A 15140-nucleotide genomic window follows, 5' to 3' on the forward strand; every position below is an offset into this window, starting at 1 on the left:
CGCGGAGGGCGGCTACTTGCTGCTGCCGCCGCCGTGCTTGTAGGGATTCTTGTATCCCTCGGTGTAACCCCAGATGTATTCCTTCCGGTAGGCGGATGGCAGGGTTTCGGCGTCGTTGATGTGCGGATTGTGCGCACGACCCGCGAGGCGATCGGAGCTCCCGTCTGAGAATCCACGATCATAGGCGTCCCGTTCGCTGTAGCCAGCGCCGGGGACGTTGTATTCCGTCGGTCCGATGCAGGATGGGAGGGTTCCTGCTAGGACGACGAGTGCAAGGGCGTAGAAGGGTGATTTCATTGCGCATCATGGTTAACTTTTTTAAATTAATTCGTCCAGCCCCGGTTGTTGCAGTTTTTTCGGTGCTGGTTTTGAGAGCTGAGCATGGCGGCCTGCGGTCGTTCGAGGAACTGACGGGTAAATGGTATGGGGTGGCCCGTACTCCGGTGCTCAATGAGCAGGTGGAGGTGTCATTTTCGCCGGATGGAACGGGCATGGTGTATGAGCTGGAAACGGGGCGGGGTCGGGTTCTGGTCCCGGTCGACCTTGAAACCGGGGAGCAGGGGAAACCGATCCAGCCACCGCTGGACTGGAAGAGCTTCCGGGTCGGAGCGGAGGGGGGCTTGAAGCTGGAGACCGATGAGGGTTGGCGTCAGCTGGACGACGGGAGCTGGCGGGAGGTGGCCGCGCCGGAGAAGGAAAAGAGCGCGAGATCCGGTCGGCGTGACCATCGTGGGTGGCAGTCGAAGGACAAGAAGTTCGAGGTGGTCGTGAGGAAGGGGGCGGTGGCGATCAAGGGCAGCGATGGCGAGGAACGGGTGGTGATCAAGGCGGAGGAGGGACAGGTTTTCCGGGATGAGCCGATTTGGTCGCCGGACGGTTCAAGATTTGCGATCTGGCGGACCCGTGACGTGCCGGAGAGGACGGTGCAGCTCGTGGAGTCGTCACCGAAGGATCAGCTGCAGCCGAAGCGGTCGACCTACCGCTACCCGAAGCCTGGGGATGAGATCGACACCAAGGCTCCGTGGATCTGTTTCGTGGACGGACGGGAGGCGATTCGTCCGGATCCTGCCCTGATCGAGAACCCCTTCAGTTGCGGCCGCTTCGCATGGAGAGGGGATGGCCAGCGGGGGACGTATGAGTATGTGGAGCGCGGCTTCGGGAAGCATCGTGTGATCGAGGTTAACAGCCAGTCCGGGCAGCATCGGGTGCTGATCGGGGAGGAGAGCGATGCGTTCATCTTTGTCAGTGGGAACTCCTACCGCCGTGACCTGAAGGACGGCGAGGAGATCATCTGGATGTCGGAGCGTGACGGCTGGAAGCACTTGTATCTCATCGACGGCCGGGATGGCTCGGTGATCCGCCAGCTCACCAAGGGAGAGTGGGTGGTCCGCAAGGTGGTGGAGGTCGACGAGGAGAATCGTGAGCTTCTCATCGAGGCGGGTGGATTCCATCCGGGGCAGGATCCGTATTTGATCCATTACCTCCGTGTCGGGCTGGACGACGGCGAGGTGGTGGCCTTGACGGAATCCGATGGCACCCATGACCGGTTCGAGAGATCCGGATGCGGCAAATACTACAGCTGTCGTTGGTCGCGGGTGGATCATCCGCCGGTGACCGAACTCCGCAGGTGGGAGGATGGATCGCTGGTGCGGGTGCTGGCGGAAGCGGATGCGAGGAAGCTGGAGGGAACGGGGTGGCCGCTGCCCCAGCCCTTCGTATCGAAGGATCGTGAGGGGAAATTCGACATTCACGGAGTGGTCATCCTGCCGCCGGATTTCGATCCGTCGAAGAAGTACCCGGTGGTGGAGAACATCTATGCGGGACCGCACGGTGCCTTTGTTCCGAAATCATGGCGTCCTTGGCGGATGCCGATGCATGAAGTGGCGGTCCATGGGTTCATCGTGGTGAAGATCGATGGTCGGGGGACCAACCATCGGAGCCGGGAGTTCCACCAGTTCGCCTACAAGAACCTGAAGGATGCGGGGTTCCCCGATCGAATCGCGTGGATGAAGGCGGCGCAGAAGAAGTATCCGCAGATGGACCTGGAGCGGGTGGGGATCTTCGGGGGCTCGGCTGGCGGGCAGAATGCGATGGCGGCGTTGCTCTTCCACGGTGACTTCTACAAGGCCGCCGCGGCGGACTGTGGCTGTCACGACAACAGGATGGACAAGATCTGGTGGAACGAGCAGTGGATGGATTGGCCGGTCGGGCCGCACTACGCGGAGAACTCCAACGTGGTCCACGCCGACAAACTGCAGGGTGCCCTGATGCTCAGTGTGGGTGAACTTGACCGGAATGTGGATCCTTCCTCCACCTATCAGGTCGTCGATGCGCTCATGAAGGCGGACAAGGATTTCGAGTTCCTGATGATGACGGGCAAGGGGCACGGAGCGGGAGAGAGCCGCTATGCCCAGCGTCGGAGGGTCGATTTCTTCAGGCGCCACCTCGGTGGGCCCGAGTAGGATTCAACGGGCGGGATTCCACCAGCCGTTGTCGTTGCTCGGGCCGGCGAAACCGATGGCGTGTTCGTCGTTACTTCCTCCGTAGTAGTTGAGATCGCTGCCCTCGGTCATCGGGACGGCGGAGACGGAACCATCGCACCACGCCACGAGGGCCTTGCCGCTGAAGCGGAAGTGCATGCTTGGCTGGAGGCTGCCGCCGGGGTTGCCGTTGGGGTCGATCCACTGACGGGGTTCGGCGAAGGGGTATTCCTGGAGTCCGCCGGATTTCGCCAGGGCGGTGGTGGCGAACATCAGCGTTTGAGAGGGGTTTCTCACATTGGCCGGTACGTTGGGCCGGTAGGGGTCCCGGGGCGTGCCTCCGAGGTAGACGGCGTTGTAGCCATATCCGCCGGAGCCGCTTTCCCAGGAATCGGGATCGCTGATCATGTCGCGGAGGCGCGGGCAGAATCCGACCTGCCGGCTGTTGCCGAGGTAGGGAGAGAGGAATCCCTCGGTCGGGTCGAAGGCTCCCTTGCGATGGCTTCGGCCGCCATGCCAGCGTTTGAGGTTCCGCGGATCCATCGCGGGTGCGTAGGTCCGGTGGTCGGAAACATGGCCGGCATTGGCGGAGGCCAGCTGCCTGAGGTTCGAGCTCGACTCTGCAATCTGGGCGGTGCTGACGGCCCGTCTGCCTACGGTCCAGACCGCGCCGGCGAGCATCGTGATGATGACGATGCCTACCAGTAACTCCATCAGGGTGAATCCACGCGGGTTTCTCATCGTTCGGCTTTCAGACGGAAGAAGGTGTAGTTGGCGGTCACGGATGCTGTCACGAGCGAATCCTGAGCGGTCTCCGAGACGGCGACTCCGAGGATCAATCCGGAGGTCGCTGCGGAATCGGTGGAGGACGCGAGGTCGGTCCAGTCGACAAGGTTGGATGAGCCTTGGAGAATCAGGGTCACGCCGGTGCGGTTGTTGGCCTTCCTCCAGGTGAGCTGCGGAGATGGTCCGCTGTAGGCGAACTGCAGGGGGGGACCCGACGGGTGGACGGGGTCACCGGCGGTGGCGTATTCGAGCAGGTTGGGAATCCGGTCGCCGTCGGGGTCTTCCTCGTCGCCCGTGGCCCCACCTGTCGGGAAATGGTGAGTGGTCCAGGCGGGGAGGTTGGTGGGTGCCGCCTGCATGGCGCCGACGGCATCCAGATCGAAGCCGCCGGTGGCGAAGTTCGTTTTGAAGGGGTCGTTGATGGGATTGCCGAGGCTGTCGGTGGTGCCGAGATTCGGGTCAATGCTGCCGACGACATCGATGACCCGGACGTGGGTGACATGGCTGACGTCAAGTCGCGGGTCGACCCCGCGTAGCTCGGCAAGGTCGAAGGGCGTTCCGATCCCTGCTTCGTATTTTCCAGCAAGGTTGTGGAGATCGGTCGGGTCGATTCCGTTGAAGGCGAAAGTTCCGATCTGGGTGTCGGTCTGGGTCTGTGAGATGGATGGAAAACGGACGAAGTGAATCCCATCGGAACTGACTTCGACGTGGGCGAGTTCGAGAAATGCGCTGCTGAACCCATTTTCGAACACCGCAAGATCGGCGCCGGAGCCGTCGGCAACAGGAACGCTGAGGCGAAGGGTGGCGGCTCCTCCATCCCCCAGCGAGACCACGCCAACCGTGGGGTCGTCACTCGCATCCGAGGCGCCGATGGCATCGGCCGGCGAGCCATGGCTGGTGGTCGCTCCGTCCGGCACGGTGGCATCCACCGGACCCCGGTCCACGGCCGCGGAGGACGCCCAGATCCCGGGAGTGTCTTCGGCAATCCCATCGTCATCGGGGAAGGAGCCAGCGAGGGTCAGCCCGGGAAGGATGGCGAGAAGATGGTATTTCATGGTGGGAGTCCCGACCCTGCCGGTCGGCAGGGTCGGAAGATGGGAGGTTTCAGCCCCGGCGCCTGCGGAGGACGAGTCCGGCGGACAGCGCGATCAAGCTGAGAGAGGTTGGCTCGGGGATGGTCAGGTTATCCATGGCGAAGTAGGCCGGAGTATTCATCCCAGAACTCCCTGTATCGGAGGAGCTCAGGCTGAAGCGAAGGCGGTCGACTTCGCCCAAGCTGCTGAAATCCACGAAGGTCCATCCGTCGACGATGTAGTCCTCGCTGTTGTCGGAGAAGCGGAAGTCGGCGAGGTAGAACTCGATGATGCCTGTCGAGCTCACCCCATCGAAGCCCTCGATGGTGAGCAGGAACCAGTCTTCGTCGTCGCCTGTGGCGCCACCGAATTGCTTGGCGAATCCGTCGCCATCCCTCATCGACAAAGCGGCATAGGTCGTGTTGGTCAGCCAGGCTCCTCCGCCTGCGCCGAGGTCGATGGTTCCGCCGAACTCAGCGGTGGGTGCGCCACCCCCGAGGAAGTTGCTGGTGTATCCCACGGCGTAATTCGAGGAACCGGCGACCCCGCTTCCGGGAAACGCGGCGTATTGGTTGCCGAAGCCCGGCGTGGTGGTGTCACTGACGCTGGAGGCGGCGAAGCCTTCCCAATAGGGGCCGAAGGTGTCGTCGTAGGCATTGCTGAAATCCACGCCGGAGCTGGTGAATTTCCCACTTCCGTCGGACCCGTTGTAGAAGCCGCCGGGTGGGACGGTGACATCCTCGAAGTTGATCACCACGGTGGAGGCCACGGATTGGGCTACGTTGGCAGCTGCGATCAACCCGATGAAGACGGGTTGTATCTTGTTGGTCATATGTATGTTCTTGCTTGGTATGAGCGCGAACGGTTCTGAGCCGATCGGATTCAAAGTCCCGTCGGTCTTTCCCGCCGACCCTTGAATCGCGAAGGGTCGTATGTCTCCGTCGATGGATCCTTTCCCATCGGCCGGAGGACGAGATGCAGTGAGGACAAGTATTCGGACTCCCGGCTTTGAACCTCCTCCCCGCCTTCACCCGTGCCGAAACACGGATTGGCTGTTGGGGATTTGTAACCGGATACCGCAGCGCGACTGTTCCGGGGTCTCACCGGATTCCATGCACCTCTCTGCAAATAGCCACCGCCCGGGTAGCGATCCGCACCCGTTCAGTCAAGGCGCAAGGGGGACGACCATCCGCGATCGGCAGGCAGGCACCAGCGGACCTTCCGGGATTCGCCGGATCACACGACGGTGATGGTGCAGGTCGCGGTCGCGTCGGCCTCGGCGGGCAGTCGGGCAATGATCGGGACCGCCTCTACTCCGGGGACCATGTTGAAGACCCGCCCCTTTTTGGTCGGCTTGATGCTCAAGGGTACATTCGCCTCGATCACGACCTTGCCCACGGGCTTCATGATCTCGATGCGGGTAGGGGACACCTGAACCACCTTCTCGCCTGTTGGAGAGATGACGGGCAGCACGAGGGATATATCGGATGAAGTCGCCGCTCCCTTGGCTGAGATCGTGGTCTGTCCGTCGGTGAATCCATAACCGAGTTCGAAGTTCCCATCATTTCCCGGAAGGGGTTGGTAGTCCTCGTTGTGGAGGGTGGTCTTGATGGAGAAGTTGATTTTCCCGTCGGTCGTCTCGTGGGTGACCTGCGCCTTGAGGTCGTAGAGGTTGGTGAACCACTTTCCTTCCTGTGTGGTCTCGACGCGCGGTGTGAGGACGAACCCATCTTCCGGGTTCTCCTGTTGGTTGAGGGGTTCGACTTCGAGGTACTTCGGCATGCTGCCGGCGAGGAGGAGTCCTGCCTTCTGGTGGTGGAGTAGGGCGAGCGAACCACCCGTGGCATGCAGGATGTGGTCGGGTTCGGTCTTGGTCCGGTAGATGGAGTCGTAGGCGGAGACGGTGGCCCGCCACGGGCCTTGGGCAGCGAGGGAGACGGCGATGTCGGGGAAATCCCTCACTCCCTTGGCCAGTTCCCTCGGAAGCGGTGTCGAGTCGTCGACCGGGGGCAGCGACTTCCTGTTGTCCTGGACAAAGGCGAGCACCTTGGCGTGGGTGAAGGTGTGGTGGATGCAGGGTTTGATGCCGTGGGTGACGTAGTGGGGGCCACCGTGGATCAGTCCGTCGGCGGTGCAGCGGGCGAGCACTTCGGTATTGCGGTAGGCGGCGGTCCCGAAGGCGGGGTTGCGTCCGGCCATCATCGAGAAGGCCGGCTGGCACCCGTCGGAGGTACGACTTCCCCAGTAGGTCCACTTGAACTGGCGGGTTCCCCAGCTGTTGTCCCAGCCGCCGTCGGGAAGCATGAACTCGAGGTGGGCTTCGAGCGACTGCTGGAGCAGGTCGAGCAGTGCTTCGTCCTTTTCGTGCAGGGCGTAGAGGACGACGCCATTGAGGGATTCCTCGACGTTGTAGCCCAGGTCGACCGGGAGGAGACCGCGGGCGCTCTTGTGGTTGTAGGGTTTTCCTTCGCCGAAGAGCAGCTTGCTGGGTTCGGTGAAGAAGCGGGGGATCTCCTTGGCGAACTGATGGCTGCGCTCGATGTATCGTGGTTCATCGAGCACGCGACCGATCAGGTTGAAGCCGTGGATGGCGGTGAAACCGTAGTTGACGTTGGTGAAGTCAATGGTGGCGAACTGCTTCCACAGGTAGCCGCTGGCGGCCTCGCCGAGACGCTTCTTCCAGGCGCTCCGTTGCTCGTTTGTCAGCAGGTCTCGGTGGTATTTGATCGCCTCGGCCAAGGCGATGGCCCCGAAGATGGATGTGCCGTGCCAGGAGCCGGGCCTCAGGTCGTTGGTCCACCTTCCGTCCTTGCCGCTCACATTCTTCGACCAGTCGAAGAGGCGGATGCCGGCGGTAAGGTACTTCTTCTCGCCGGTGACCTTGGCCAGATGGAGGAATGGATAGACCGCTTCCCAACAACGGCCGTGGATGAAATCGCACGACGGGCAGGCGAGGGCGCCGTCCCGAACCGGGTCTTCGGGATCGTTGATCTGATGGGCGAGCATGCCGTCGCACCAGTTCCTCAGCAGGTTCGCGGTGAGGGTATCGAAGTCGGGCTTGCCGGCCTCCGCGGCGAAGCTGCGCGAGTGGGCGAGGAAGCCCCCGGTGGTGAGGGAGAGTCCGGCGGTGCCCAATGACATCGCTTGGAGGAATGATCGGCGGTCCTGCATGATGGGTGGATTGGGAAGGTGTGGGCCCTGCCGGGGAGGCCAGCAAAGGAGTTTCCCGACGCCTCGGTGTGGGCATGAGGAAAGGACAGACGCCTGTCGTTTCGCTTGAGGAGGCTACGATGGGCGCTGGAGCACGCTGGGCTTCATCTGCACGTAAAGGGCTGCGGCTTGGGCACGGGAACGCACGTGGAGTTTCTCGTAGATTCGCCGGCGATAGGTGTCGACCGTGTGGGTGCTGATTCCGAGTTCGGCGGAGATCTCCTTGCAGAGGAATCCCCGGGCGAGGAGTTCGAGCACTTCTTCCTCCCGCTTGGAAAGTTGGCTCAACTCGTTCGTTTCGTCTTCCGGTTGGCTCTTGCGGAAGCACTGCACGACTTTGCGGGCAATCCCGCTGCTCATCGGGGAGCCGCCGTTGTAGACTTCCTGAAGTGAGGAGAGGAGCTTTTCGCGAGGTGTCTGCTTCAGCAGGTAGCCGGTCGCTCCCGCCTCAAGCGCCCTGAAGATGCGGTTCGAGTCTTCGTAGACGGTGATCATCACGAACTGGATGTGCGGGAGTTCCAGTTTCAGTTTACGGACGCACTCGACGCCGTTCATGCCGGGGAGATTGATGTCGGAAAGCACCACATCGGGTTCGTCTCCCGGGATGCCGTTGAGCGCTTCCTTCCCATCTTCATACTGGCTGACCAAGCGGAAGCCTTCCGCGTTCTCGATCCAGTCAGCGTAGATGGTGCGCAGGGCCTCGTCGTCCTCGACGATGGAGACTGCGATGTCGTTTGCAGGAGCACTCACTGGGATCAGACTAGTCGAAATCGGGGGTAATGGGTTGTCACTAAATTGGGGGACAAAAGGGGTGCGGCATGGCGGAAATCAGAAGGGAACGCTGAATTCCACGCTTGTTCCACGATCCGGGGAGCTCTCCACGATACAGGTCCCTCCGATCTCGTCCATCCTGTTCGTCATATTGTTCAAACCACTGCCGGAGTTCGAGCGTGAGGGGTCTGCGGGGGCATTGGGGTCGATCCCCTGGCCGTCGTCTTCCACGCGCAGGGAGAAGCGGTCATCCTCGGCTTCCAGGGTGATCCTGACCTCGCTGGCATTGGCGTATTTCACGACGTTGTTGAGGGCCTCCTTGAAGGCGAGGAAAAGATTGTGGCGCAGCTGGGATGACAAGGGACGTTCCGGAACGGCGATCGGTACCTCAAGGCGGCAACGGATATTGGCGACGCTGAGAAACTCCTGGGCGTAGCTGCTGATGTAGTTGACCAGATCATCGAAGGAGTCGTGTTCCGGGTCGATGGCCCAGACGACCTCGTCCATCGAGCGCATGAGGTGCCGTGCCGTGGACTGGATCTGGCTGAGGACGGATTCACTCGGAGTGACCGACGACGATTGGCTGAGCAGGCTGATGCGGGTGAGGCTGGCGCCGAGGTCATCGTGGATGTCGCGGGCAATCCGGCTGCGCTCCATTTCCAAGGCCCGTTTGGCGGCCATCTTCCGGAGCTGGCTGTGATGTTTCCTCCGTAGCCCGAGGAAGACGATGCCGCCGGCGGCCAGAGCGGTGAACAAACCACCCCCGATTCGGAACCACCATGTTTCCCAGAAGAAGGGCTCGACGATGATGTCGAGAGACGCGCCGACTTCGTTCCAGACTCCCCGGCTGTTGCATGCGGTGACCTGGAACTTGTATTTTCCCGCAGGAAGGCGGGTGAAGGTGGTGCTGTGCTGGCTGTCGGATTCCTCCCAATTGCTGTCGAGTGGCGATAGGCGATAGCGGACGCCGGTGTTTTCAGGTGAGGCCAGCCCGAGAGCAGAAAAGGTGATGGTGATTTTGTCGTGATCGGGCGGGATGGTGATGGCTGGGTCGTCCTTGCTGAGGTCGATGGTTTGCTTGTCAGCACCGGGCATGAGCATGGATCTGGCCTGATAGAGGGCGGCCAGTTCATTGTTGACGGTGACTTTCTCCAGTACGACCGGCGGGGATTGCGAATCCTGGCGGGTGAGGTGGGGGTGAGCTTCGATGAGACCGTTGCTGGTTGCGAAATACAGCTGGTTGTCCGGGCCGCGGGACGAGCTCGGGCAGTAGTCGCGGCTGGGCTGGAAGCTGGGCAATCCGTCGCTGCGACCGAAGACCCGGCACCTGAGCTTGGTGCGGCTGGCGGGCGAATGGTTGAGGAGATCATCGAGCCCGACGTGAAACAGCCCACGGTTCGAGGCGATCCAAAGGGAGCCCTGACCGTCGTCCTGGATCTGGGAAATGTAGTCGTCGTAAAGCCCTTCTTCCGTGGTGAAGCGGGTGTAGCGTCCATCCTTCAGGTGGCCGAGGCCTTCGCCGGCGTAGCCGATCCAAAGGCTGCCGTCCGGGGTGGTCTGCAGGGTGCGGATGGATGGCATCTCCTCCGCCCCCTCCTCCTTGATGAGTTGGTCGCCTCCCACCCGGAACAGGTGGCCGTCCGAGGTCCCGGCCCAGATGGTTCCGTCTGCTCCCTCCGCAAAGGCCCGGATGGCCTTGAACTTGCCCCCGTCGCGGAGCGCGGTGATCTTGCCGTCTCGGAGGCGGTGGAGCCGGAAGGGGTTGTCCGTCGCAATCCAGAGGTCGCCATTCTTCGCGGCGAAGACCGATCGAACGAAGAGTGAGGCGAGTCCGTCTGCCCTGACGAACCGCTTGATGCTGTTTTCGTGGATTCTCAGCAAGCCATGCTCTTGAGTGCCGAGCCAGGTTCGGCCATTGGCGTGGGCCAGCACGCAGTTGAACCGTTCGTTGCCGCTCTTGGTCTGGAAACGTTGCCATTCACCGGACTCACGAAATGCGAGCCGACCTCCCTGGCTCACGGCCCAGATCCTCCCATCCGGGCCGGTACTGGTGGATCGCACGGTGCTGAAAGGGAAGCCGTTGGACTTGTTTTGAAGGCTGACGGTGCGGCGTTTGATCAGGTTCAGCCCGCCACCGATGGTGCCCGCCCAGATGTATCCGTTCCGATCCTCGGTGATGCACTGCACCCACGGGTGGGAAGTAGGAACCCGTTCCCACCTGCCATCGCTGACCCGAATGAGACCGGACAGTTGAGTGCCGATCCAAACCGAGCGTTCTTGATCGGCGAAGAGGGTATTGATCGTGATATTGGCCGGCAGGGTGGTCACTGACTGGAACTCTTCATCCGGTCCCATGTGCAGGAGTTCGGAGCCTGCGACAATCCAGAGGCCGGAATCGATGGATGGGGTGATGCTGAGTCCGACCTCGCCGAAGTTGCGTATTGGTTCGAATCCCTCGGGGTTCAGGCGTCCGAGTTGGCCGCCCTTTGCCAGCCATACCTGACCTTCTTGATCACAGGTAATACCGGAGTTGATGCCGCTGGGGATACTCTCGGGTTTGCTGACCCGATCGCCTTCGATCATGAAGACTTGGTGCGAAAAGCCGACCCACAGTCGGCCTTGCGGATCTTCGACCATGAAGCGAGCCACCCCCTCGAAGCCATGATCATCACGGTCGAACGCGCGGAAGCTGGATTCGCCGATCCGAATCACCGGGCCACGCTCGAGGGCGAGCCAGAGGGAGCCCTTGCGATCGACGATCATGCTCCGAATCTGCCGACTTGGCAGACGCGGAACGTTGTGAAGCGGAATCGGGCTGAACTCGCGACCGTTGAACCGCATGGCCCCACCGTTGGTTCCAACCCAGAGGTATCCGTCAGGGGTCTGCGCCAGACCCGATACGGTGTTATCCGGGAGGCCGTCCTCGGTCTGCCAAGCTCTGTAGAACCAGTCCGAGCCGCCGGTCTCCGCCCATGCGCTGCCAATCGCAAGCAGGATCGACATGAGGATGAACGGGCGGATTCGCATGGGTTGTGGAGGGACGCTATACGGCGAGTCAAGTGATCCCAATTTCAAAGTCCGACGAGAAACTTGTGGGACTCGGTTGGGGGCATTTCAGAGCATCTTCAAGGCACCAAAATGAGCGCATTGGGAAGGCAGATCGGGAAAATGAAGACACATGGAGAATCGATTCTTATTTACTCCCAGTGCAGTGCCCGCGTAAGCATGGCGCTCTCGCAAACGGCGGGGAATTGCCAAATCATGTAAAGACATTGTCTGCATTAGGAAGCGATTCTTTATTGATTCCAGACCGATTGCTGTCATACACCTTTCCCCTTGAACCCAAAGAATCCATGAACCGACCTCAAGTATCCCGCGTGTCGCAGCGAGGCTTCGCATTGATCATCACGATCAGCATGATGGTGTTACTCGTGTTGATGTCGGTGGGGCTGCTTAGTTTGAGTTCGGTTTCCCTGCGGGCCTCCAGCCAATCAGCCGCTCAATCGGTTGCCAGAGCGAATGCTCATCTGGCGCTGGTCATGGCGATCGGAGATCTCCAAAAGTACGCGGGGCCTGATACTCGCGTGACCGCTCGAGCGGACATTCTGGACGAAAGCAATCCGCCGGTGCTGGGGGTGTGGCGGAGTTGGGAAGGGGAGGATCATGAACAGGACGGGCAGGCGATCGGCCGGCCGGTCGCACCGGACTACGACAGCAAGGACGACCGACTTCTTTCGTGGATGGTTTCGGGTGGCGGACAGCAGCTCCCGGCTACCTCGCCATCGCCGAACCGGGTGACCTTGTTAGGAGAAGGTTCCGTGGGGTCGGGTGGTGATCGGGATGATCTCCAGATTCATCTCGACCCGATTGAGATCGAGGACGGCAAGGCATCGAACGGTGCGTTCGCGTGGTGGGTCAGTGGAGAAAACCAGAAGGCCCGCATTCCGAATCCTGTCGAGATGGACAAGGACACGAATGGTCAGTGGGCGGCTCGAATGAAGTCTCACTCCGTCGCGGATCCGGAGGTGTTCCGGATGGGTCGGGTTTTCGCCGACAAGTCGCTCGCGGCAAAAACGACAACGCTGGGCCAGGGCGACTTTTTCGCGGAGTCGGGTGCGCTCCCGGTTTCCCAGGAATTCTATCATGACCTGTCCGCCTCCTCAGTCGGTCTGCAGACGAATGTGGCGACCGGAGGTTGGAAGAAAGACCTCTCGCTGTTCACCGAGAGTTCCTCGGTGGGTTCGCGCAGTCTGCCTCTTTTCCGGGTGGCTCCTGGCGAGGATCTCATGGCGAGGATGCCGACGAGTGGCAGCCCTTCGGCTTCCAAGTCGATCTTCTATCCGTGGGCTTCTTATCGGGGAAATGCATCGAGCATTCCGATCTATCAGCATGGACCGGTGACCAGTTGGGCCAACCTCATCGACTACGCGACCGCCTACAAGCGGGTCAATGTGTCGAGTTCGGGGCGGGCGACGATCCGGCCCGCTTCCGAACAGATCCGGGGCAATGCGTACAATTTCCTGCACAAGGTGAGGATGCTGCCCGTGATTGCGCGGATCCAGTGGGTGTTCTCGCATTCGGCGGCGCCTTCCTCTCAGCGAGGTGCGCGTCCCGGTGACCTGGAGGGGCGGTTGTTGATGACGCCCGTCGTCACGATGTGGAATCCCTACAACGTGGAGATGACCTTCAGTTCCGTGCCTCTGAGGTTTGCCCTGCGCAAGCCCTTGCCTGTGGCGTTTCGCTACAAGGTGAATGGAACGGCGCCGTCGGCCTTCAACAGCCTGATCGCCGGGAATACGAATCATAATCCTCCGTTGGCAGCGGATGACCGGTTGCAGTATGTGGTGCGCCAGCGTTTCACCCTGATGCCCGGAGAGACCAAGCTCTTCAGTCCTGCCTCGAACACTGCGGTGGAAGCAAGCATGGCGGACCTGGAGCTCCGGCCCGGCTACCGGGCGAGGGGCGGTCACTACTTTGAGATCAAAAACGGAAGGCGGCCGTTGTCCGGTCCGCCTTCGACGACGATCCAGGCGGATGCCAGGTTCGACACCGTCTATCAGGACCGGGAAACGGGGGTGGGGATCTACCTCAACATGAACTTCCAGGGTGGTGACCATCTCGTCTACCGGATGGTGTATACCCCCGAGGTGGCGCGGCAGGTTTATCCCGAATTGACCGGGATGGGGGCCAGCACGCTTGGCGAAGCAATGGCCAGCCCCCGACCGTTCATGACCACCGTGTTTGGTGCCCGCATGGCCAGTCGGACCCACCTTTCGGCGAAGGGGTTTGTCCAATCGAGTCCGCTGGTGAACTACACGGCGATGGGCGGAAAGGACCGCGTGGAAAGCACGATCAGCCGTCACTATGGCGGCACCGATCATCCGGTGAATTCACCCTTTGACTACAGTTTCCAGCAGGTTTCCCAGAATGACAGTCTGCTGCCGAATGAGAGTGATGCGAGCAACCGCGGATACATTGTCACCGGATTCACCAAGGCCGACGGGTTGTCCCGTTGCGTGATCGCCGAGATCCCGACACGTCCACTGCAGTCGCTGGGTGAGCTGCAGCACTGGGATCTTCGATATGAGAATCCGATTCCTCCGTTTGCGTTCAATCTGATCGGCAACAGTGATGCCAGTCCGCTGCTGCCGCCCGATGCCGTGGTCAACCAGGCGGATGCCGGTTTGTCCGTCAATCTGCAGCATGATGATTCCTACTGCGCGAACCATCTGCTGTTTGACGACTGGTTCTTCTCGTCGATTGCCCCGGACCCGGACAGCTTCGGCACCAACGGTCGATCCCAGAAGGACGTCTTCACGGACCTCGTTCAGGGGAATGCCCCGCTTCCCAACGTGGCGTACAAGCCCATCCAGGAGGATGTAGCGTTGGCATCCGGATCCTCATCCGAGGCAACCAAACTCTATCAGGAGGAAGTGGATGGCAGGAACAGCTGGAAGACCATTGCTTCCCGACTGGAAGTGGAAGGGATGTTCAATGTGAACTCCACCTCGGTGACGGCATGGCGCGCCCTTCTGCGTCACGCACGTGATCAGGAGATTCCCTACATCGAGGAGTCCGCGGGAGGCTGGAATGTGGACCTTTCGTCTCCGACGGACCATGCGTTCTCGCGTTTCAGTGTGGCGGGCGATGTCGAGGCGACCGAACAGGGATCGTCGGGAGCCTTCCCCGAGGCGGCGGAGTTTGCGGGCTACCGCAAGTTCGATGAGGAAATGCTGGATCGACTGGCTGAGGAAATCGTTGAGCAGGTCCGTCGTCGCGGACCGTTCCTCTCACTTTCGGAATTCGTGAACCGTCAGCTTTCATCGGGGGACCTGGCTTTGGCCGGTGCCGTCCAATCGGCCCTCAACGAGCTGGCCAACGATTCATCCTCGAGCCCCTATGGTGTGATCGAGAGCGTGATTTCGAGACCCTCGGTATCGAACCCACCCGGTGCGAACAATGCGGAGTATCAATTCCCTGATGCTGCCGTGGGTCAAAGCACCTATGGTCTCCCGGGGTGGACGAGGCAGGCGGATGTCCTGCGTGCCCTCGCTCCGACCATCACGGCGCGTGATGACACCTTTACCGTTCGCGCCTACGGAGAGGCACGCGACGCGGCGGGCAGAATCACCGCCACCTCCGTGTGCGAGGCGGTCGTGCAGCGGACTCGAGACTACGTGGACCCATCGGATGAAGCCGACATCGAAGAGCTTCCGGATTCCGAGGTGAACCGGCGGTTCGGTCGGAGGATGAAGCTTGTCTCCTTCCGCTGGCTGAATGCCTCCGAAGTTTGAGGGGTCCGTGAATCGTTCCAAACATC

General features: G+C 61.2%; 9 protein-coding genes and 1 riboswitch. Of the genes, 2 read left to right on the plus strand and 7 right to left on the minus strand.

Annotated features, from left to right (window positions below; translation table 11 throughout):
- Nucleotides 1-12: 12 nt before the first annotated feature.
- Nucleotides 13-297, minus strand: coding sequence for a hypothetical protein (locus tag JIN81_RS00340; RefSeq protein ID WP_200275058.1), 285 nt, complete (start codon nucleotides 295-297; stop codon nucleotides 13-15).
- A 62-nt stretch (nucleotides 298-359) separates the two neighbouring features.
- Between JIN81_RS00340 and JIN81_RS00345 the strand changes: the two genes are divergently transcribed.
- Entirely contained in the window at nucleotides 360-2462 is a 2103-nt protein-coding gene (locus tag JIN81_RS00345; protein ID WP_200275061.1) for a S9 family peptidase, read from the plus strand.
- A 3-nt stretch (nucleotides 2463-2465) separates the two neighbouring features.
- Here JIN81_RS00345 and JIN81_RS00350 read toward each other — a convergent pair whose 3' ends face one another.
- From JIN81_RS00350 to JIN81_RS00375, 6 genes are all read right to left on the minus strand, one after another.
- Nucleotides 2466-3221, minus strand: coding sequence for a type II secretion system protein (locus JIN81_RS00350; protein WP_200275062.1), 756 nt, complete (start codon nucleotides 3219-3221; stop codon nucleotides 2466-2468).
- Nucleotides 3218-4321 carry a hypothetical protein gene (locus tag JIN81_RS00355; protein WP_200275064.1) on the minus strand — a complete coding sequence of 368 codons (1104 nt, stop codon included), beginning with the start codon at nucleotides 4319-4321 and terminating at the stop codon, nucleotides 3218-3220. The genes JIN81_RS00350 and JIN81_RS00355 overlap by 4 nt, the downstream gene beginning before the upstream one ends.
- 49 nt (nucleotides 4322-4370) lie before the next feature.
- Nucleotides 4371-5171, minus strand: a complete 801-nt coding sequence (locus JIN81_RS00360; protein WP_200275066.1) for a DUF4465 domain-containing protein — start codon at nucleotides 5169-5171, stop codon at nucleotides 4371-4373.
- Between the two features lie 136 nt (nucleotides 5172-5307).
- Nucleotides 5308-5509: riboswitch (cobalamin riboswitch) on the minus strand.
- Nucleotides 5510-5575: 66 nt separating this feature from the next.
- Entirely contained in the window at nucleotides 5576-7480 is a 1905-nt protein-coding gene (locus JIN81_RS00365) for an ulvan lysase-like protein (protein ID WP_234044349.1), read from the minus strand.
- A gap of 144 nt (nucleotides 7481-7624) precedes the next feature.
- Complete coding sequence (locus tag JIN81_RS00370; RefSeq protein ID WP_200275070.1) at nucleotides 7625-8299, minus strand: response regulator; 675 nt, start codon at nucleotides 8297-8299, stop codon at nucleotides 7625-7627.
- 78 nt (nucleotides 8300-8377) lie between these two features.
- Nucleotides 8378-11323, minus strand: coding sequence for a sensor histidine kinase (locus JIN81_RS00375; protein WP_234044350.1), 2946 nt, complete (start codon nucleotides 11321-11323; stop codon nucleotides 8378-8380).
- Between the two features lie 413 nt (nucleotides 11324-11736).
- On the opposite strand from JIN81_RS00375, the gene JIN81_RS00380 reads away from it, so the two are divergent.
- Nucleotides 11737-15114 carry a hypothetical protein gene (locus JIN81_RS00380; RefSeq protein ID WP_234044351.1) on the plus strand — a complete coding sequence of 1126 codons (3378 nt, stop codon included), beginning with the start codon at nucleotides 11737-11739 and terminating at the stop codon, nucleotides 15112-15114.
- The last annotated feature ends 26 nt before the right edge of the window (nucleotides 15115-15140 follow it).

The sequence above is a fragment of the Haloferula rosea genome (assembly GCF_016595525.1).
Taxonomy (GTDB): Bacteria; Verrucomicrobiota; Verrucomicrobiia; order Verrucomicrobiales; family Akkermansiaceae; genus Haloferula; species Haloferula rosea.

Excerpts from the sequence above, each read along its gene's own strand:
- JIN81_RS00355 (WP_200275064.1), bottom strand. The coding sequence starts at position 4,321 with ATGAAATACCATCTTCTCGCCATCCTTCCCGGGCTGACCCTCGCTGGC.
- JIN81_RS00380 (WP_234044351.1), top strand. The coding sequence starts at position 11,737 with ATGATGGTGTTACTCGTGTTGATGTCGGTGGGGCTGCTTAGTTTGAGT.
- JIN81_RS00375 (WP_234044350.1), bottom strand. The coding sequence starts at position 11,323 with ATGTCGATCCTGCTTGCGATTGGCAGCGCATGGGCGGAGACCGGCGGC.
- JIN81_RS00365 (WP_234044349.1), bottom strand. The coding sequence starts at position 7,480 with ATGTCATTGGGCACCGCCGGACTCTCCCTCACCACCGGGGGCTTCCTC.
- JIN81_RS00350 (WP_200275062.1), bottom strand. The coding sequence starts at position 3,221 with ATGAGAAACCCGCGTGGATTCACCCTGATGGAGTTACTGGTAGGCATC.
- JIN81_RS00360 (WP_200275066.1), bottom strand. The coding sequence starts at position 5,171 with ATGACCAACAAGATACAACCCGTCTTCATCGGGTTGATCGCAGCTGCC.
- JIN81_RS00340 (WP_200275058.1), bottom strand. The coding sequence starts at position 297 with ATGAAATCACCCTTCTACGCCCTTGCACTCGTCGTCCTAGCAGGAACC.